This window comes from Pseudomonas sp. PLMAX, from assembly GCF_046042685.1.
Lineage (GTDB): Bacteria > Pseudomonadota > Gammaproteobacteria > Pseudomonadales > Pseudomonadaceae > Aquipseudomonas > Aquipseudomonas putida_AE.
Genome location: NZ_CP064949.1, coordinates 3,230,136 through 3,249,538, shown reverse-complemented (window position 1 = coordinate 3,249,538; position 19,403 = coordinate 3,230,136). Strand labels below are relative to the sequence as shown.

The 19,403-nt window shown below is 61.3% G+C and carries 17 protein-coding genes and 1 pseudogene; 14 read left to right on the top strand and 4 right to left on the bottom strand.

Translation table 11 applies throughout. The annotated features are described in order from the left end of the window. Positions 1 to 14 precede the first annotated feature (14 nt). On the bottom strand, positions 15 to 971 hold the full coding sequence (locus tag DKB71_RS15080; protein WP_274078138.1) for a LysR family transcriptional regulator: 957 nt from the start codon (positions 969 to 971) through the stop codon (positions 15 to 17). 391 nt (positions 972 to 1,362) lie between these two features. Between DKB71_RS15080 and DKB71_RS15075 the strand changes: the two genes are divergently transcribed. From DKB71_RS15075 to DKB71_RS15020, 12 genes and pseudogenes are all read left to right on the top strand, one after another. Beyond that, a complete protein-coding gene (locus DKB71_RS15075) occupies positions 1,363 to 1,692 on the top strand; it encodes a DUF485 domain-containing protein (RefSeq protein WP_274078139.1) in 330 nt (109 codons plus the stop codon). Further along, positions 1,689 to 3,338 (top strand): cation acetate symporter, encoded by a 1,650-nt coding sequence (locus DKB71_RS15070; RefSeq protein WP_408600898.1) that lies wholly within the window; start codon positions 1,689 to 1,691, stop codon positions 3,336 to 3,338. Before DKB71_RS15075 ends, DKB71_RS15070 begins: the two co-directional genes overlap by 4 nt. Before the next feature lie 204 nt (positions 3,339 to 3,542). Next, on the top strand, positions 3,543 to 4,793 hold the full coding sequence (locus DKB71_RS15065; protein WP_408600897.1) for an OprD family porin: 1,251 nt from the start codon (positions 3,543 to 3,545) through the stop codon (positions 4,791 to 4,793). 350 nt (positions 4,794 to 5,143) lie between these two features. Then, the gene (locus DKB71_RS15060; protein WP_323628943.1) at positions 5,144 to 6,847 is read left to right on the top strand and encodes an AMP-binding protein; all 1,704 of its coding nucleotides are present in this window, start codon (positions 5,144 to 5,146) and stop codon (positions 6,845 to 6,847) included. Between the two features lie 101 nt (positions 6,848 to 6,948). Beyond that, positions 6,949 to 8,457, top strand: a complete 1,509-nt coding sequence (locus tag DKB71_RS15055; RefSeq protein ID WP_323609342.1) for a CoA-acylating methylmalonate-semialdehyde dehydrogenase — start codon at positions 6,949 to 6,951, stop codon at positions 8,455 to 8,457. A 110-nt stretch (positions 8,458 to 8,567) separates the two neighbouring features. Continuing rightward, complete coding sequence (gene mmsB / locus DKB71_RS15050; protein WP_408600896.1) at positions 8,568 to 9,464, top strand: 3-hydroxyisobutyrate dehydrogenase; 897 nt, start codon at positions 8,568 to 8,570, stop codon at positions 9,462 to 9,464. Then, positions 9,461 to 10,549 carry an enoyl-CoA hydratase/isomerase family protein gene (locus tag DKB71_RS15045; protein WP_408600895.1) on the top strand — a complete coding sequence of 363 codons (1,089 nt, stop codon included), beginning with the start codon at positions 9,461 to 9,463 and terminating at the stop codon, positions 10,547 to 10,549. Before mmsB ends, DKB71_RS15045 begins: the two co-directional genes overlap by 4 nt. A gap of 17 nt (positions 10,550 to 10,566) precedes the next feature. Then, a complete protein-coding gene (locus tag DKB71_RS15040) occupies positions 10,567 to 11,718 on the top strand; it encodes an acyl-CoA dehydrogenase family protein (RefSeq protein ID WP_408600894.1) in 1,152 nt (383 codons plus the stop codon). A gap of 64 nt (positions 11,719 to 11,782) precedes the next feature. Next, positions 11,783 to 12,553, top strand: a pseudogene (locus tag DKB71_RS15035) (cache domain-containing protein); the annotation flags it as partial. A 30-nt stretch (positions 12,554 to 12,583) separates the two neighbouring features. Continuing rightward, entirely contained in the window at positions 12,584 to 13,411 is an 828-nt protein-coding gene (locus tag DKB71_RS15030; protein WP_408601102.1) for a methyl-accepting chemotaxis protein, read from the top strand. 32 nt (positions 13,412 to 13,443) lie between these two features. Continuing rightward, positions 13,444 to 14,094 carry a TetR/AcrR family transcriptional regulator gene (locus tag DKB71_RS15025; RefSeq protein ID WP_408600893.1) on the top strand — a complete coding sequence of 217 codons (651 nt, stop codon included), beginning with the start codon at positions 13,444 to 13,446 and terminating at the stop codon, positions 14,092 to 14,094. Positions 14,095 to 14,383: 289 nt separating this feature from the next. Further along, on the top strand, positions 14,384 to 14,893 hold the full coding sequence (locus DKB71_RS15020) for a DUF417 family protein (RefSeq protein ID WP_323609337.1): 510 nt from the start codon (positions 14,384 to 14,386) through the stop codon (positions 14,891 to 14,893). Between the two features lie 46 nt (positions 14,894 to 14,939). On the opposite strand, the gene DKB71_RS15015 is transcribed toward DKB71_RS15020, so the two are convergent. Both DKB71_RS15015 and DKB71_RS15010 read right to left on the bottom strand, forming a co-directional pair. Next, positions 14,940 to 15,785, bottom strand: a complete 846-nt coding sequence (locus tag DKB71_RS15015; protein ID WP_408600892.1) for an AraC family transcriptional regulator — start codon at positions 15,783 to 15,785, stop codon at positions 14,940 to 14,942. A 339-nt stretch (positions 15,786 to 16,124) separates the two neighbouring features. Further along, positions 16,125 to 16,652, bottom strand: a complete 528-nt coding sequence (locus tag DKB71_RS15010) for a GNAT family N-acetyltransferase (RefSeq protein WP_408601101.1) — start codon at positions 16,650 to 16,652, stop codon at positions 16,125 to 16,127. Positions 16,653 to 16,755: 103 nt separating this feature from the next. On the opposite strand from DKB71_RS15010, the gene DKB71_RS15005 reads away from it, so the two are divergent. Together DKB71_RS15005 and DKB71_RS15000 are read left to right on the top strand one after the other, a co-directional pair. After that, positions 16,756 to 17,118, top strand: a complete 363-nt coding sequence (locus DKB71_RS15005) for a type 1 fimbrial protein (RefSeq protein WP_408600891.1) — start codon at positions 16,756 to 16,758, stop codon at positions 17,116 to 17,118. Positions 17,119 to 17,213: 95 nt separating this feature from the next. Beyond that, entirely contained in the window at positions 17,214 to 17,768 is a 555-nt protein-coding gene (locus tag DKB71_RS15000) for a YdeI/OmpD-associated family protein (protein WP_408600890.1), read from the top strand. 99 nt (positions 17,769 to 17,867) lie between these two features. On the opposite strand, the gene DKB71_RS14995 is transcribed toward DKB71_RS15000, so the two are convergent. After that, positions 17,868 to 19,373 carry a DUF1254 domain-containing protein gene (locus DKB71_RS14995; protein ID WP_408600889.1) on the bottom strand — a complete coding sequence of 502 codons (1,506 nt, stop codon included), beginning with the start codon at positions 19,371 to 19,373 and terminating at the stop codon, positions 17,868 to 17,870. Positions 19,374 to 19,403: the final 30 nt, after the last annotated feature.

Genomic DNA, 19,403 nt, shown 5'->3' with positions numbered 1-19,403 from the left:
TCAGCGTTGCTACCTCAGGGTGACGGCAGGTAGGCCATCGCGCGCGACTCGCCCATCAGCAGCGGATGATTGAGCTCCGCACAGGCGCGCAGGTATTCGGCGACCAAGGTGATCCGCTTGAGCTTGCGCAGGTCCTCGCTGTAGTACATCCAGAACTGTCGAGTGACCTCCACCTGGTCCGGCAATACTTCGCACAGGCGCGGGTCGGGACCTGCGAGAAAGCACGGAAGGATGGCCAGCGCGCGCCCCTCCAGCGCCGCATGATACTGGGAGACTACGCTGGTGCTACGCAGGCGGCTTTGCGCGCCGGGCAGCAGATCGTTCAGGTAGAGCAGCTTGAAGCTGAACGCCAGGTCCTCGACATAGGTCACGAAGGGGTGACTCGCCAAGTCCTCGCTATGGGTAATCGGTGGATGATTGGCCAGGTACTCCGGTGTCGCATACAGACGCAAGCGGTAGTCGCATAGGCGCGAGCACACGTAGGGACCGCGCTCGGGACGCTCCAGGGTGATGGCAATGTCCGCCTCGCGTCGTGACAGGTTGACGAAGTGCGGGACCGGCAAAATGTCCACTGAGATATGCGGATAGTGAATGATGAAGTGACTCATCTGCGAGGTGATGAAGCACGAGCCGAAGGCTTCGGTACAGCCGATGCGCAGGTGCCCGGCAAGCCCCCCGGTGGTTCCTGAAACCTCCCCACAAGCTGCCAGCAGCGTACTTTCCAGTGTTTCCGCATGACTGATCAGGCGCTGCCCCTCGACAGTCATGACGAAACCCGACGCTCGGGACTTCTCGAAAAGCAGCGCGCCAAGGCTTTGCTCAAGGGCGCGGATGCGCCGCGACACCGTGGTGTAGTCCACCCCCAGGCGGCGTGCTGCGCCACTGGCGGTGCGAGCACGAGCGACCTCGAGAAAGAAACGCATATCGTCCCAATTCACGTGAGTTTGCGTTGTGCGATTTTGCATATTCATCAGGCTTTTCTGCCAATTCTTATTGGAAATTAGCCAACATATACTCGCATTCAGCCTGGTTTGACCAGCATCGTTTCTCCACCGGAAAGGCCCCGATTTCAATCAGGGCTAACGGCCTGAATGCAGGGTAAAAAACCTGTTTTCAAGGCGAAAACTGGCTGTTGCGCGGCAGCGCAATCACTGTCGCATTCGCCCCCGCCGAGGACACATCCGGCGGGCACCCTGTCGGCACCAAACCGGTGCCATGCGTTCCCCTCGCCTCCGGAAGATCGCCAGGGCAGCAACGACTCCAGCAGCATTCAGGTGATGTCCCGCCCAGGGATGTCGCCCGGGTACCCGTACGCCCCTCAAAAGGCCGACATACAACAACAATTAAAAGCGGAGCCTCACTATGACGACTGACCATCCGAACCACGTCCAGACCTGCGCCCGGGTCAGGGCCAATCCTGAATTCCAGCGCCTCAGCCGCCAGCGCTCAGTGCTGGCCTGGTCACTGAGCGGTGCGGTCCTGGCCGTCTATTACAGCTTCATCATGGTAGTGGCCTTCGCACCTGCCTGGCTGCACCTGCCGCTGTACGACGGTAGTCACCTGACCCTCGGCATGCCGGTTGGCGTGGCAATCATCTTGCTGTCCTGGTTGCTCACCGCCTGGTACGTGCACACCGCCAACACCCGTTTCGACGCGCTCAGCGCGCAGATCCTGCAGGAGACCCGCGCATGAAACGCCTACTCACCCTTCTCGCCCTCAGCCCTTTTCTGGCCAACGCCGACACCATCACCGCGCAGAAGCAGCCGCTCAATGTGCATGCCATCGGCATGTTCTTCGTCTTCGTCCTTGCCACTTTGCTGATCACCTGGTGGGCGTCCCGGCGTACGCGCTCCGCTGCCGATTTCTACAGCGCGGGTGGCGGTATCACGGGTTTCCAGAATGGCCTGGCGATCGCCGGTGACTACATGTCGGCGGCCACTTTGCTGGGCCTCTCGAGCATGGTGTTCGCCCGGGGTTATGACGGCTTCATCTACATCATTGGCTTCTTCGTCGGCTGGCCCATCGTCACCTTCCTGATGGCTGAACGCCTGCGAAACCTGGGCCGCTACACCTTCGCCGACATCGTCTCCTTTCGCCTGGATCAGACGCGCGTACGCAGCTTCGCCGCCCTCGGCTCGCTGACAGTGGTGTGCTGCTACCTCGTGGTTCAGATGGTCGGCGCCGGCCAGTTGATCAAGCTGCTGTTCGGCCTCGACTACCGCACGGCGGTGGTTGTGGTCGGCGTGCTGATGCTGGTCTACGTGATCTTCGGCGGCATGCTCGCCACCACATGGGTGCAAATCACCAAGGCGGTCCTGCTGCTGGCGGGCGGAACGACCCTGATGCTGATGGCCCTGAGCCGCTTCGGCTTCAGCTTCGAGACGCTGTCGGCCCAAGCCGTAGCGGTGCACGCCAGCGGCGTGCAAATCATGGGGCCGGGCACCTTGCTGGCCGACCCGATCAACGCGGTGTCACTGTCCCTTGGCCTGGTCTTCGGCATTGCCGGCCTGCCGCACATCCTGATGCGTTTCTTCACCGTGCCCAATGCCAAGGAGGCGCGAAAATCGGTGCTGTTCGCCACGGTGTTCATCGGCTTTTTCTTCCTCGTGGTGTGCATCCTGGGCTACACCGCCATCGTCATCGTCGGCACAGACCCGCAGTACTACGTCGATGGCAAGCTGGGCGGCGCCATGATCGGCGGCGGCAACATGGTGGCCATGCACCTGGCCAAAGCGGTGGGCGGCAATCTGTTTCTCGGATTCCTCTCCGCCGTCGCCTTCGCCACCATCCTTGCAGTCGTGGCCGGCCTGGCCCTGGCTGGCGCCTCGGCGATTTCCCACGACCTGTATGCCTCGGTACTGAAAAAAGGCAAGGCCGACGAGAAGCAGGAGATGCGCGTGTCGCGTATCGCCACTGTCGGCCTGGGCATTGTCGCGATCTCCCTCGGCATTCTGTTCGAGGGCCAGAACATCGCCTTCCTGGTCGGCCTGACGTTCGGCATCGCCGCCTCTGCAAATTTCCCGGTACTGATCATGGCCATGTACTGGGGTGGCCTGACCACCCGTGGCGCCCTCTACGGCGGCCTGACCGGCCTGGTCAGCGCCCTGGCGCTGGTCATCGGGTCGCCGTCGGTGTGGGTCGGTGTATTGGGTCATGCCCAGGCGATCTTCCCCTACGACCAGCCGGCGCTGTTCTCCATGCCTTTGGCCTTCCTGGTCATCGTGGTGGCGTCCAAACTGGACCGCAGCGAGCGCGCCGACCGTGAGCGCGCGGCCTATGCCGATCAGTTCGTCCGCGCCCAGACCGGCCTGGGGGCTGCCATGGCCAGCAGTCACTAACGCTGCAGCATTGCGGGGCACCGGCCCCGAGCGCGAGTCCGCTCCTTTGCTTCGCGCTTTTTTACTCCCGCCCTGCGCCAGGGCACCTTCAACGAGTCTTCCCGCCACCGGCCCCGGCCAGTGCGGGAACGGCTGGCTCATGACAACACTGCTCATAACAACACTGCCCATAACAACACTGCTAATAACAACAAGAGACAAGCAATGAAACCTACCCTCTTCACCTTGTTCCTGGCAGGCAGCAGCCTTGCCACCCACGTCCATGCGGATTTCCTGGCAGACAGCAAGGCCAGCCTGGAACTGCGCAACTTTTACTTCAACCGGGATTATCGCCAGACCAACGCAGCCCAATCGAAACAGGAGGAATGGGCCCAGGGGTTCCTGCTGCGCTATGAGTCAGGCTTTACCGAAGGTTTGATCGGCGTCGGTTTCGACGCCATCGGCCTGCTCGGCGTCAAGCTCGATTCCAGCCCTGATCGCGCCGGTTCCGGCCTGCTAAAGCGTCACAGCGACACGCGCAAAGGCGCCCAGGACGAATACGGCGAACTGGGTCTGACCGCCAAACTGCGCGCCTCGAAAAGCACACTGAAACTCGGCACGCTACTGCCGAAACTACCGACGGTACTGGCCAACGATTCACGGCTGTTGCCACAAACCTTCAAGGGCGGTCAGTTGACCTCGCTCGAACTCGAAGGCCTGACCGTGGATGCCGGTCGCCTGACGCAGGTCAATCAGCGCGACTCCTCGGACTACGAGGACATGGGCATCACCCGCACCGGCGCCAAGGGCATCACGTCCCGCCATGTCACCAGCGACAGCTTCGATTTCGCCAGCCTGAACTACAAGTGGACCGGCAACCTCGCCACCGGCTACGCCTACGGCCATCTCGACAATTTCTACGACCAGCACATGGTCAACCTGACCTACCTGTTGCCGGTGACCAGCGGCCAGTCATTGAAGACCGACCTGCGTTACGCCCGTTCTACCGACGATGGCGGCAGCAATGTCGACAACAACGCGATCAGCGCCATGTTCACCTACAGCCTCGGCGGGCATGCCTTCGGCCTGGGCTATCAAGGCATGAGCGGTGACACCGGTTTCGCCTACATCAACGGTGCCGATGCGTTCCTGGTGAACTTCGTGCAGATCGGCGACTTCGCCAGCAAGGACGAACAGTCATGGCAGGCGCGCTACGACTACAACTTCGCGGCCATGGGCGTGCCCGGCCTGACCTTCATGACGCGCTACCTCACCGGCGACAACATCGATCTGGGCAGCAACCGCCCGCAAGGCAAGGAATGGGAACGCGATACCGACATTGGGTATGTCGTGCAGAGCGGGCCGCTGAAAAATGTCGGGGTGAAGTGGCGTAACTCGACGGTTCGCTCGACCCACTTTGGCAGTGACCTGGATGAAAACCGCCTGATCCTCAGCTATACCCTGGCGCTCTGGTAACCCCCCGCCAGACGGGGCCGCTCGCATTCTCTGACAGTGCGAACGGCCTCCCATCCAACGCGCCACAGCTATGATTTTTTTGCACAACGTACCGGTGATTATGAGCATTTTTAATTGATTTTTGCATGCATATACTGAACCCAAGCGCCTGGTCTTGAACCGGGCCAGACCCAACAAAAACAAACAAGGGCATCCACCGTGAAGACATCCATGCTTGCCATCGTCTCCCCGCTCTCAGGTACCTGCACGCGTCCGGTACGCATTGCTGCCCGCAGCGAAGCCCCCCTCGCCGCTTGACCATCCCGTACCCGTTACCGCGCCGATCGCCCCCGCGATCGATGGAGACTTAAATGAACAGCAACTGCCAACCCTTCCTCGCCGCTCGCGATTTCCTGCTGGCCCACCGTACCGACTACGCCACTGCCGTGCGTGACTTCCGCTGGCCGCAACTGAACGAGTTCAACTGGGCCCTGGATTACTTCGATGCCATGGCCGAGGGCAACCAGGCCAACGCCCTGTGGATCGTCGAAGAAGACGGCAGCGAGCAGCGCTACAGCTTCCAGCAACTGGCCTCACGCTCCAATCAGGTGGCCAACCACTTGCGTGCCCTCGGTGTGCGCCGCGGCGAGCGCATCCTGCTGATGCTCGGCAACGACGTCGCCCTGTGGGAAACCATGCTGGCCGCCTTCAAGCTTGGCGCCGTGGTTATCCCCGCCACCGCCCTGCTGACCCCCGATGACCTGGGCGACCGCATCGAGCGCGGCCAGGTTCGTCATCTGGTGGTCGGCAGCGCCCACGTCGACAAGTTCGTCGGCCTGGGTGACGGCTGCAGTCGCATCTGTGTCGGCCCGGCCCCCGCTGGCTGGACCCCGCACAGCGCCGCCAGCGAGTATTCCGAGCAGTTCGACGTCGAAGGCCGCACCCTGGCCACCGACCCGATGCTGTTGTACTTCACCTCCGGTACCACCTCCAAGCCGAAGATGGTGCTGCACAGCCACCAGAGTTACCCGGTGGGCCACCTGTCGACCATGTACTGGATCGGTCTGCAACCGGGTGACCTGCACTTGAACATCTCGTCACCGGGCTGGGCCAAGCACGCCTGGAGCTGCCTCTTCGCCCCCTGGAACGCCGGCGCCTGCATCTTCATCCACAATGTCGCGCGCTTCAGTGCCCCGGCCCTGCTCGGCACCCTGGAGCGCTACGGCGTCACCAGCCTGTGCGCCCCGCCGACCGTGTGGCGCATGCTGATCCAGGAGGACCTGGCCAGTTACAAGGCGCGCCTGTGCCTGCGCGAACTGGTGGGCGCCGGTGAGCCACTCAACCCGGAGATCATCGAGCAGATCCTGCATGCCTGGGACTTGCCGCTGCGAGACGGCTTCGGCCAGTCGGAAACCACCGCCCTGGTCGGCAACACCCCCGGCCAGGTGCTCAAACCCGGCTCCATGGGCCGTCCGCTGCCGGGCTACCGGGTGACCATGCTCGACCCCGACGGGGTACCCGGCAATGAGGGCGAAGTCGCCCTGCCGTTGGACGTGCGTCCACTTGGCCTGATGCTGTGCTATGAGGACAGTCCGGAAAAAACCGCCGAAGTGATGCGCGACGGCTACTACCGCACCGGCGACACCGCGCAGATCGACGCCGAGGGCTACATCACCTTTGTCGGTCGCGCCGACGACGTGTTCAAGGCCTCCGACTACCGCATCAGCCCCTTTGAGCTGGAAAGCGCGCTGATCGAGCACCCGGCGGTGATGGAAGTGGCCGTGGTCCCAAGTCCCGATCCGCTGCGCCTGGCCGTGCCCAAGGCTTTCCTCATCCTGGCCCATGACGAACCCGGCAGCGCCGAGCTCGCCGGCAGTATCCTCGCCTTCGCCCGCGAGCATCTGGCGCCGTACAAGCGGGTGCGGCGCATCGAATTCGTCAGCGAACTGCCCAAGACCATCTCCGGGAAAATCCGCCGGGTAGAACTGCGCCAGATGGAAGTGCAGCGCCGCCAGAATGATGCACGCGGCGCTCAAGAGTACTTCGAAGAAGACTTCCCACAGCTCAAGGGCTGAACCCGGGCCGGTACGCCGGCCCTCCTGAATTCAATTCCGACCGCTCGGCCATCCAGGCCGAGTGGCTTAACTCGACCCAAAGAAAGTAGGCAGAACTGAAAATGACCTCTTCCAGCATTCCAAGCGTCAAGCTTCTCATCAACGGCGAGTTCGTCGAATCACGCAGCACTCAGTGGCGCGACGTGGTCAACCCGGCGACCCAGGAAGTCCTGGCTCGCGTGCCCTTCGCCACCGCCGAGGAAATGGACGCTGCCGTGGCCAGCGCCAAGGAAGCGTTCAAGACCTGGCGCAAGACGCCGATCGGCGCCCGCTCCCGGATCTTCTTCAAGTACCAGCAGCTGATCCGCGAGAACATCAAGGAACTGGCCGCCCTGCTCACCGCCGAGCAGGGCAAGACCCTGCCGGATGCCGAAGGTGATGTGTTCCGCGGTCTGGAGGTGGTCGAGCACGCCACCGCCATCGGTAACCTGCAGATGGGTGAGTTGGCCAATAACGTCGCCAATGGTGTCGACACCTATACCTTGATGCAGCCGCTGGGCGTGTGCGCCGGCATCACCCCGTTCAACTTCCCGGCGATGATCCCGTTGTGGATGTTCCCGATGGCCATCGCTACCGGCAACACCTTTATCCTCAAGCCGTCCGAGCAAGACCCACTGGTGACCATGCGCCTGGTTGAACTGGCGCTGGAGGCCGGTGTACCCAAGGGAGTGCTCAACGTCATCCATGGTGGCGTCGATGCGGTGAACCTGATTTGCGACCACCCGGACATCAAGGCCGTGTCCTTCGTGGGTTCGACCAAGGTCGGCACCCATGTCTACAACCGCGCCACCCAGAACGGCAAGCGAGCACAGTGCATGATGGGCGCGAAGAACCATGCCATCGTCCTGCCCGATGCCAACAAGCAGCAGACGTTGAACAACCTGCTGGGCGCCTCCTTCGGCGCTGCCGGCCAGCGCTGCATGGCCCTGCCAGTGGTGATCCTGGTGGGTGAAGCGCAGAGCTGGTTGCCGGACCTGATCGAGCGGACCAAAACCCTCAAGATCAATGCCGGCACCGAACCTGGCACCGACATCGGCCCGGTGATCTCCTGCGCGGCACTGGATCGCGTCAACAGCCTGATCGCCAGCGGCATCGAAGAAGGCGCCAGGCTCGAACTCGATGGACGCAACCCGAGCGTGCCCGGCTACCAGGACGGTAATTTTGTCGGCCCGACCATCTTCTCCAGCGTCACTGCGCAAATGTCCGTGTACCGCGAGGAAATCTTCGGCCCGGTGCTGTGCGTCATGCAGGCCGCCAGCCTGAGCGAGGCGATCGAGATCATCAACGCCAACCCGAATGGCAACGGTACCGCCCTGTTCACCCGCTCCGGCGCCGCTGCCCGTCACTTCCAGGAAGAAATCGACGTCGGCCAGGTCGGCATCAACGTGCCGATTCCAGTACCGGTCCCGCTGTTTTCCTTCTCCGGTTCGCGCGCGTCCAAGCTCGGCGACCTGGGCCCTTACGGCAAGCAAGTGGTGACCTTCTACACCCAGACCAAGACGGTCACCCAGCGCTGGTTCGACGAAGATGACACCGGCGGTACGGTGAACACCACCATCACCCTGAAATGATCCCAGCCGGCCGGCGCACAACGTCGGCCGGCCAGGAGCTGAACGGTGCAATGCCAGACATTACTGGTCGATGCGCAACAGCGCGTCGCCACACGCAAAAGGTAGTCATCATGCATATCGGATTTCTCGGCCTCGGCAACATGGGCGGCCCAATGGCCCGCAACCTGCTCAAGGCTGGCCACAGCCTGACCGTCTTCGATCCCTTTGCGCAGGCAGTCGCCGCCCTGGTCGAGGCTGGCGCCAGCGCCGCGGACTCACCCGCCGGCGTGGCCAAGGCCGGGGTTGAAGTGATCATCACCATGCTGCCAACCGCAGACCATGTGAAGCAGGTCTATCGCGGCAAGGACGGCCTGTTGGCCAATATTGGCCAAGGCGTGCTGTTGATCGACAGTTCCACCATCGACCCGCTAAGTGCCCGCGAGGTGGCAAGATTCGCCCTTGCCCAAGGCAACCCGATGCTCGACGCGCCGGTCTCCGGCGGCACCGGCGGCGCGACGGCAGGCACCCTGACGTTCATGGTCGGCGGCCCGGTCAGCGTGTACGACCAGGCCCTGCCGATCCTCTCGGCCATGGGCAGGAACATCGTGCATTGCGGCGCAGCAGGTAACGGCCAGGTGGCCAAGATTGCCAACAACATGCTGCTCGGCATTTCCATGGTCGGCGTCGCCGAGGCCATGGCCCTGGGTGTGGCCCTGGGCATGGACGCCAAGGTGCTGGCCGGTGTCATCGGCACTTCCACCGGTCGGTGCTGGAGTTCTGAGATCAACAATCCGTTCCCGGGCGTGCTGGAAAATGCTCCGGCCTCGCGTGGTTACAGTGGCGGCTTTGGTACCGACCTGATGCTCAAGGACCTGGGCCTCGCCACCGAAGCCGCCAAACAGGCGCGCCAGCCGGTGGTGCTCGGTGCTGCAGCCCAGCAGCTGTACCAGACCTTCAGCCTGCAAGGAAACGGCGGTCTGGACTTCTCCGCCATCATCAAAATGTTCCGTGGGGAAGCCCAGGCATGAACGAGCAGCAAGCACCAGTGCTGGCCAGTGTGCGCAATCGAATCGGTCACCTGACGCTGAATCGACCAGGCGCGTTGAACACCCTGGACCTGCCCCTGGTGACACTGCTATGCCGGCACCTGTGGGTCTGGGAACAGGACCCGGAGATTGTCGCCGTGACCATCCGTGGCGCCGGGGAAAAAGCCTTCTGCGCCGGCGGCGACATCCGCATGCTGTATGACAGTCACAAGGCCGGGGACAACCTGCACGAGCTGTTCCTCGAGGAAGAGTACGCCCTCGACGAGTACCTGCATGGCTACTCCAAACCGGTGCTGGCGCTGCTGGACGGTTTTGTCCTCGGCGGCGGCATGGGCCTGGCGCAGGCTGCCTCGCTGAGGGTGATCACGGAGCGCACGCGGATGGGCATGCCGGAAGTCGGCATCGGCTTTTTCCCCGATGTCGGCGGCAGCTATTTCCTGCCGCGCCTTCCGGGTGAGCTGGGTATCTATCTGGGGGTTACGGGCTGCCAGGTACGTGCCGCCGATGCGCTCTATGCCAACCTGGCCGACTACTGTCTGCCCAGCGAGCGGCTGGTCGAACTGGATGCCGCCCTGGATCATCTGAACTGGACCCGTGCGCCCGACGAAGACCTGCAAGACCTGCTCGCCAGCCTGGCCACCGAGCGCACTGCGGGATCGGAACTCAAGGCCTATCGCCAGGTGATCGATGAATATTTCTCCCTGCCTGATGTGCCGGCGATTCGCAACGCCCTGCAGCGCGAGGAGCGCCCCGAGCTACGCGATTGGGCCGAACAGACGGTCGAGCTGCTCGACAGCCGCTCGCCGCTGGCAATGGCGACGACGCTGGAGCTGTTGCGTCGCGGTCGGTACCTGAGCCTGGCCGACTGTTTTTCCCTGGAACTGCACCTGGACTATCAGTGGTTCGACAAGGGCGACCTGATGGAGGGGGTGCGCGCCCTGATCATCGACAAGGACAAGACCCCACGCTGGAACCCGCCAACCCTGGCAGAGCTGGTACCTGCGCGGGTGCAGGCCTTCTTCAGCGGCTTTCGCCCGGCCGCTGGCAAACCCCTTCGTACCGCCTGATCGGCAGGAGACTCGCAATGCACGATATCGAATTGACCGAAGAACAACGCATGATCCGCGACATGGCACGCGACTTCGCCCGCAGCGAAGTCGGCCCGTTTGCCCAAGGCTGGGAAAAGGCCGGCTGGATCGATGACGCCGTGGTAGCGCAGATGGGTGAGCTGGGCCTGCTGGGCATGGTGGTGCCGGACACCTGGGGTGGCAGCTACACCGACTATGTGGCCTACGCCCTGGCCGTAGAGGAAATCTCGGCCGGCGACGGTGCCCTCGGGGCATTGATGAGCATCCACAATTCGGTCGGCTGTGGTCCTCTGCTGAAATATGGCAGCCCATCCCAGCAAGCCGACTGGCTGCCGCTTTTGGCCAGCGGCCAGGCCATTGGCTGCTTCTGCCTGACCGAGCCACAGGCCGGCACCGAAGCCCACAACCTGCGCACTCGCGCCGAACTGCGCGACGGCCACTGGGTTATCAACGGCGCCAAGCAGTTCGTCAGCAACGGCAAGCGCGCCAGGCTGGCCATTGTCTTTGCCGTCACCGATGCGCAACTGGGCAAGAAGGGCCTGTCGGCCTTCCTGGTGCCGACTGACAATCCCGGATTCGTGGTTGACCGCAGCGAACACAAGATGGGTATCAAGGCCTCCGATACCTGCGCGGTGACCCTGAACAACTGCTCTATCCCCGAGGCCAATCTGCTGGGCGAACGCGGCAAGGGCCTGGCCATCGCCCTGTCGAACCTGGAAGGCGGTCGCATCGGTATCGCCGCCCAGGCCTTGGGCATTGCCCGCGCCGCCTTCGAGGCCGCGCTGGGATACGCCCGCGAACGCATCCAGTTCGGCAAGCCGATCATCGAACACCAGAGCGTGTCCAACCTGCTCGCCGATATGCACACCCGGCTCAATGCTACCCGCCTGCTGGTGCTGCATGCCGCGCGCCTGAAAAGTGCCGGGCAACCGTGCTTGTCAGAAGCTTCGCAGGCCAAGCTGTTCGCCTCGGAAATGGCGGAGCGCGTGTGCTCCAGCGCCCTGCAGATCCATGGCGGTTATGGCTACCTGGAGGATTACCCGGTGGAGCGCTACTACCGCGATGCACGCATTACCCAGATCTACGAAGGCACCAGCGAGGTCCAGCGCCTGCTGATCGCTCGTGAACTGGCCCAGTACGCGCTCTGAGCCCTTGGCCGGACGCTCCCCGCGTGCGGCCGCCCCCTTTTCTGCCCGCCTTCCGGAGTTGCCCATGCTCGGCCTGCGTAATATTCCCATCAGCCGCCGCCTGTGGTTGATCCTGCTGACATCCATCCTGATGCTGCTGATTCTCGCTGGCCTGATGCTCAAGCAGAACCATGAGGACCTCTATGCGGCCAAGGCGCTGAAAACCCGTCATGTGGTCGAGACCGCCAGCGGCATCCTGCGCCATTTCCAGAGCCTGGAAGGCCACGGCCTCACTCGTGAGCAGGCGCAACAACAGGCCAGCGCGGTCATACGCGACCTGCGCTACGACCGCGAGGACTACTTCTGGATCGAAGACCTCGACACACGCCTGGTCATGCATCCCAATGGCAAGCTTGAGGGCAAGCGCATGGCCGGCACTCGTGACCCTGACGGCAAGGCACTGTTTGACGAGATGGTTGCCGTGGCCGTACGCGACGGCTCCGGCCTGGTGCGCTACCGTTGGCCAAAACCGGGCTCCGACGCCCCGGTGGAGAAGGTTTCCTACGTCGAGCTGTTCAAGCCTTGGGGCTGGATCGTGGGCTCGGGCATCTACATCGACGACGTGCAAGTCGAGTTCCGCCGCCAGTTGATACAGGCCTTCGTCATTCTGCTGACGATCACCCTGGTGCTCAGCGCGCTGATCCTGCTGATTGCCCGCAGCATTGCCTCGCCATTGGCACAGGTGGTCAACGCAATGGAGAACATCGCCAGCAGCGAAGCCGACCTGACCCACAACCTGGACAGTCGCTGGCGCGATGAAGTGACCGCGCTGAGCGGCCACTTCAACGCATTCACCAGCAAGCTGCGCACTGTGATCGGTCAGTCCATGCAGACCGCTGGCGGCCTGGACCAGGCCTCGCAATCGCTCGCAGAGATTGCCGGCAATAACCAGCGCCAATGCCAACAGCAATCACAGCAAATGGAACTGGTGGCCACCGCCATTCACGAGGTTTCCCATGCTGTGCAGGAAGTGGCGAGGAACGCCGAGCACGCCGCCAACGAAGTACGCCGGGCCGATGAGCAGGCCTGCAAGGGCCAGCACAATATCGACAGCAGCCTGCGCCAGATCGACCAGTTGTCCGAGACCATCGGCCAGGCTGTGGATGTGATTCAGAGCCTGGCCCAGGAAAGCACCCAGATCGGCAGCGTGCTGGAAGTGATCCGCGCCATCGCCGAGCAGACCAACCTGCTGGCGCTGAATGCCGCCATTGAGGCGGCGCGCGCCGGCGAACAGGGTCGTGGCTTCGCCGTGGTGGCAGACGAAGTGCGCCTGCTGGCCCAGCGCACCCAGCAGTCCACCGCGCAGATTCAGGTCATGATCGAACGCCTGCAGGACAACTCGGAAGCGGCGGTGAAGGTCATCAATGCCAGCAGCCAGGCCGCTCAGCAAACCGTGGAACAGGCCCGCGAGACCGGCGAAAGCCTGCACCAGGTCATTAGCGCACTGCGCAATCTCACTGAACTGAATGCCTCAATTGCCAGTGCCACCCTGGAGCAGTCCCACGTGGTCGAGGACATCAACCAGAATGTCACCCACGCCACCTCCCTGGCCCTCGAGAATGCCCAGGCAGCAGACCAGTCCAACGAGGCCAGCCAGAAATTGGGCCAAATGGCGGACCAGCTCAATCGGTTATTGGGTCAGTTTCGCATATGAAATCGATGAGCCACGATGGAGGTATCGATTCCATGACTGCGTCCCGGCTGTTTACGGCCCGCCGTGCCGGCCCGTCGACTCTTTTGGCAGGGCCCATCGAACAAACTCACCCCTCGCGCTACCTGCAAACCCGGCAAAAAGCCCTCGAGCTATTTGCCAGATGTGGCTTCAGTCGGGTCAGCATGCGCGACCTGGCCGCTTGCCTGGGAATAAAGGTCGGCTCCGTTTACAACCACATCGATAGCAAGGAGGCCCTGCTGTTCGAATTGATCGAGGAACTCTACGAACAGTTGCTGCATGGCGCAGGCCTGGTGAACCGTCGCAAATCCGCACCTGCTGTACGACTGCACGCTCTGCTTGAGTCGCACCTGCTGTTGCATGATCGTATGGCGGCGCATTTCCGCTTGGCGGAGTATGACCTCCATTGTCTGAGCAACGAACAGCGTGCCTCGATCCTGGCCTTGCGTCGGCGCTACGAGGAACACCTGGTGGGTACGATAGAGCAGCTCACCGGTATACCGGTGAGCGTCAGCCGGCGCGCCAGCTTGAGCGGCATCGTTTCCCTGCTCAACCAACTGCCGGGCTGGGTTGGAGAGTCTCAGCCAAGCAAGGCAGCACGCCGCAAGCTGCTGCATGACATGGTCATGGGTGCCCTCCAGGGTGCGTTGCAGGCTGGCGATTGATGAAGCCATTTACCGGAGCTGCAGGAGTTTTCCGCTTCGAGCACCTCTGGCATTTACGCGCTCAGGGCGGCTGGCGATCATGTTCCGGCCCGAATCCGGGTGTTCATCGACGTTCTTTCACAGCGCCTGCTCTTTCAAGACCTGCAATGAGTCAAGACGATCTGCACTGAACGCAATACGTTCAGACGCCACGAGGGTGCACGCAAAGGCAACACTGGCTCCACTCCCAACGCACACCGCGCCGGGTTGCTGATTAGCGTTCCTCACCACACTCCTGGAAGCCTTGATCATGAAAACCTTAAGCATCGACAACAACAGAACCCACAACGCCCAAATCCCTTCAACGCTCGGGATCAAAACCATGGCGGTGGGTACCTACGGTGCCTACTTTGCCCTCGCCGTCATTTACTTCTGGTTCGGCGGGATGAAGTTCACCCACTACGAAGCCGTCGGGCTGGTTCCGCTGGTGAGCAACAGCCCTTTCCTGGGTTGGGTCTATGACATCTTCAGCGTCGATACCTTCGCAAGCCTGCTCGGCGTTCTGGAGGTCTCGATCGGTGTCCTGATTGCAGGTCGCTTGCTGTCACCCAAGCTGTCGTTGATCGGTGGCGCGCTGTCCGCCGGGCTGTTCTTCACCACCTTGAGCTTCATGTTCTCGACCCCCGGCGTGATCGAACCCGGCCTCGGTTTTCCCGCCATCACGGTTGCGCCGGGCCAGTTTCTTCTCAAGGACATCGGCTTGCTGGCCGCTTCGATATTCGTCGCTGGCCATTCCCTGACCAAATTGCAAAGCCGTTAAACCCGATGATCGACCTCCGGCAATGGCCTGAAGCAGTTCGACGCTTTCAGGCCATTGCCCCATCATCTTCTCCCGTCAGATCTTTCATCCAGTCCCGCGGGCTGTAACCCGTCTTGCGTCGAAACGCGCGGGCCAGTGCCGAAGGGCTTTCATAGCCGACTTCGGCGGCGATCAGCGTTATCGACCGCCCTTCCCGCAGACGCTTCTGCGCCAGGCTGATGCGCCAACTCAACAGATACTCGGCAGGCGTCTGCCCGATCACCTCCCGGAAATGCACGGCGTAGGCCGCGCGGGACATGTTCGACTCGCTCGCCAATTGCGCAATCGACCAGGCACGCTCAGGCGCGTTGTGAATCTGCACCAGAGAGCGCGCCAGCCGCGAATCGGCCAGGCCCGCCATCATTCCGGTACGTAACTGGTGGTGATCCAGCAGATGCCGAAACAGCAGGATGATCAGCAATTCGAACAAACGCTCCAACGCGGCCTCCCTGCCACAATGCACATCCGCCGCCTCGCCGAACATCCATTTCAATATGTCGGCCAGCATGGGCAGCTCGTCCAGGGACAGCACCAGGCAATCGGGTAAAGATGCCGACAACGGGTTATCGACCCCGCCCTCGAACGCCATGGACGCACACAACAGTTGAGCGCCCTCGGACTCACCGGCAAACAGTTGATGCCGGCTGGGGCGCGGCAGGAAAATCAGGCTGGGCCGGGTCAGCGGCACGTCCTCGCGATCGGGCCCCAGCAAGGTGACGCTACCCGCCTGCAGCAGGTGGATATAACCCCGCCCCTCAGCGCCGTCGTAGGACGACAGGCCGCACAGCTTGCCGTTGAAAAACAGGTTTGCACGCACGCCGAACTGGGACAACAAGGTAGACAAGCGGTCCATGGGCGATCACTTGGCGAGATATGGATGCCCAGATCATAGCACCGACGGTTTGCGCGCCAACGTGGCGCAAATGGCACCGCTGACGAACAAGGCCGCCACCGCGGGCAAGCCGTGCTCCCCTGTAGGAGCAAGCTTGCTTGCGATGGACGTCAACGATAACGCGGGCTGTCTGGATGATCGCGTTGCCTGGACGTCCTTCGCGAGCAAGCTCGCTCCTACAGGTCCGTAATCAGACGTTTTTCAGGGTGGATGCAAAAAGGGACGATGCAAAAAGTGTGTTCCGCGGTCGCTTACCCAAAAAGGACCAAAATGAGCAATGACTCTGTCGCCCAGTGAACACTATCGGGTTTGGGGCACCCGCCACGACATGGCGCATCGCATACCGGGTTCAAATCCGTGGGCATACTCTTGTGCCAGGATGTCTGCCAAACGCTCATCCAAAGTAGCCCCGGCGTTATCCAGGAACCCAAGACGCTGGTAAAAGGGGGCATTCCACGGCACGTGGGTAAAGGTCGTCAGCGTCACGCAACGCAGCTGGTTCGATCGCGCATGGTCCATCACCGTTTCAACCAGTTTTCGCCCCCAACCCTGGCCCTGCATGGACTGACAGACCGACAACTCCTCGATATGAAGATCGCTGCCATGGCGTTCTGCGCTGAGGAAACCTTGAGGCTGCCCTTGCGCATCCACGGCCACCCAACATGTCGATAACGCGATCAATTGCCGATGGCGTTCGACAGTCAGGGTGGCGGCATCCGCAAGCCAACCCAGTCCATCGATCGAGCGGAATGCCTGGGCAGCGGAACGTTCAATGCGGGGCAACAACGGCGCATCAGCGGGTGCAGCCAGACGAATGTGTGCAGGCATGAGAATTCTTAACAGTGGCTCGGTGGAAAAAAGATGTGCACTATCCTGAAGCCTCAAGTTCTGTCCGGCAATGACGACCTTACAACCCGAAGGAGTGTGAGCCATGAACTTCAAGTCCCTGCCTGTTGCTGTCAGTATTTTCCTGGCATTGAACGGTACATGTTGGGCGGCCACGCCTGCTGCCCCGGGCTCGATCCGCTTCGAGGGCGGCATCGTTGAACGGGGCTGCAGTCCGGGCGTGGGTAAAGATTCCACTTTCCATCTGAAAACCTGCCCCGCTACAGGTCCCACCCCAGTCGTCAATGTCCGTAACATCGACCCGACCAGTGCTCCCGCCGACATCACGGTTAAACTGCTCGCGGACAGGGATGAGGGTCGCTATTACGATCAGCAATACCAATTAGTGGACGGCGCAGGTGCGCCGGTAAGGTCCGGGCATTACCTGATTACGGTGAGCCTGCCCTGACGATTTATCTACCGATAAGGAATCGTTCGCCAGGGAAAAAATACGACTAGATTGATCTATCCCCTTTTCCAGGCGAATTAGTTGGAGGAGTTGCAATGACAACAATCGATGTGAAATCCCGATTCGAAGCAAAGCTTCTTCGTCCGACAAAGCCTGGTAATGATACGTCCTGGGCGTTCGTAGTACTGCCCAGAGACGCAAGTGAACAGCTTCCGAGGCGAGGAAGGACGACCGTTGAAGGCACAATCAATGGTCACCCTTTCCAGGCAACCCTTGAGCCGGATGGTCAGCTGAGCCATTGGCTGCAGGTCAGTAGAGAATTACTCGAAGCCACAGGCGCGGCCGTTGGGGATGTCGTTACACTGGAGCTGACCCCTGTGAAGAAGGAACCCGAGCCTGACATCCCGGCAGATTTTCAGGAGGCACTGGCAGCCAATCCCGAGGCTAGTAAAGTCTGGAAGAATACGACGACCATCGCACGAGTCGACTGGATACACTGGATTACTTCAGCCAAGCAACCCAAGACGCGCGCAAAACGAATGGGTGATGCCTGCGAGATGCTTGCATCCGGCAAGAAGCATGTTTGCTGTTTCGACCAGTCCGGCTACTACAGCAAGGCCTTCCGTGCGCCCGAGGCAGAAAATTCTTGAATGGAACATTCCTTCTGCTTACACAGAGTTTAGTTGTATTGCATCGACCGGTTGAATCCACAGCCAATAGCGACCTCTCGCCATGCGGTGAAAAAACCTTTATTGGCTGATTTCGATGTCGTCCAGTTTCCAGCTCTTGTCAAAAAGCGCCTTGTCGGGCCCATAGAACCGGAACATTGCAAACCAGGCTGCGCCAGATTTCGTGGGCACCCAGTTGTCCTCATGGCCAACCGGCGCTTTGGGCCCGAAGTAAATATCGACTGAGCCGTCCGTGTTGCGGTGCATTTTCTGATTGTAGGAATCGAGGCCAGGGGTCGGCATATCGCGAATAAGCGTGGCAGTATCCAGGTCATAGGCGGTGACGGCCCAATATTGTTTGGCGGGGACATTGGCTGCCACATGCAATCGGTAGGTCTTCTCCCCTTTCAGCAATTGGCCATCAGCATCATGCCCACCGATAACATAGAAGGTCGCCGCCCCCAGCTTTTTCGGGGCTGCGAACGCCAGGAAAAAAATCGTTCCACGCTCATCGACAAACAGCGCATCGTCAGTTTGAAATCTGAAACCGGTTTTAGGCCCTATGCCTTCTGGAAGCTTCCATTGTGTGCCGGGCCACCAGGGTTCTCCGCCGAGCACGGCAAGCTTGAACCCTTGATGGGCTTCCTCGGCGGCATCTTTGAGAATCGCCCTGGTTTCTTCGTTCGGTGTGAACGCCTTGCCCTTCTCGATCCCCAGGGAACGTAGCTGCCCCATCATGACCAGATCACGCGTCAGGACGGGCTCCTCATTCACCATGCGCGCAAGGCGCTGATAGAAGGAATCATCGAACTTCACCACGCCGTCCAGGAGTTTTCCCGACATATCGACATGGTTTTGCCTGGGCGGATTGGATGCCTGCGCAAGCGGATAGAGACGCAACTGCTTTACCAGATCGATGGCCTTGGCCTGATCCGCCTGCGAAGCACTGGCTGGAATGGCACGCAGCAATGCATAACCATTCACCGTCTCGAATTGCAGAGGAAAATAACCCGCAGGAACAGGTTGCTTATAGCCAGGAGGGAGCAGCAGGTACTTTCCCCCCTTGCCTTGGTCATCGCCAGCCGGGCCGACGTCGGAGACCGGGACTTCCCATGCGTCAACCAGCGAACCGAACAGCCCGGCGCCAACCGTGGGCGGAACGTCCAGTACGATGGGCCCGTCCTTGAGATTGAAATTGAAATAAACGTAATGCGTCGAGGCGTTAGGGGTGGTGAACTGGAACTTCCAGTCGGAGGCCTTTGACCAGTAAAGGATGTCGTTGTAGTTGGCCTTCGCATCACGAAAGAACGCTTCGCGCATGACATCGACACTGACCATGGGCATGCCCCAGATCGCCGCCTCGACTGCACGCCGCTCAACCGTTCGGCGGGTCAACTGCTCCGCGCTGAGGTCTTGGGCGGCAATGGGGGGAGCGATCGCTGTCAGTCCCCAGAGCACCAGCAAGACAGCCTTCACAAGACTCGCCTTCATCCTTTCCTCCAACGGGTTTTTCCAAGTGGTTAGAGGATAGGTGATGTTTTTTAACGGCACCTTGGGATGGCAGGAAATAGCTGCGGTGGTCGCCACCTTCCATCTTCCCCGACCGGCGAATTACCC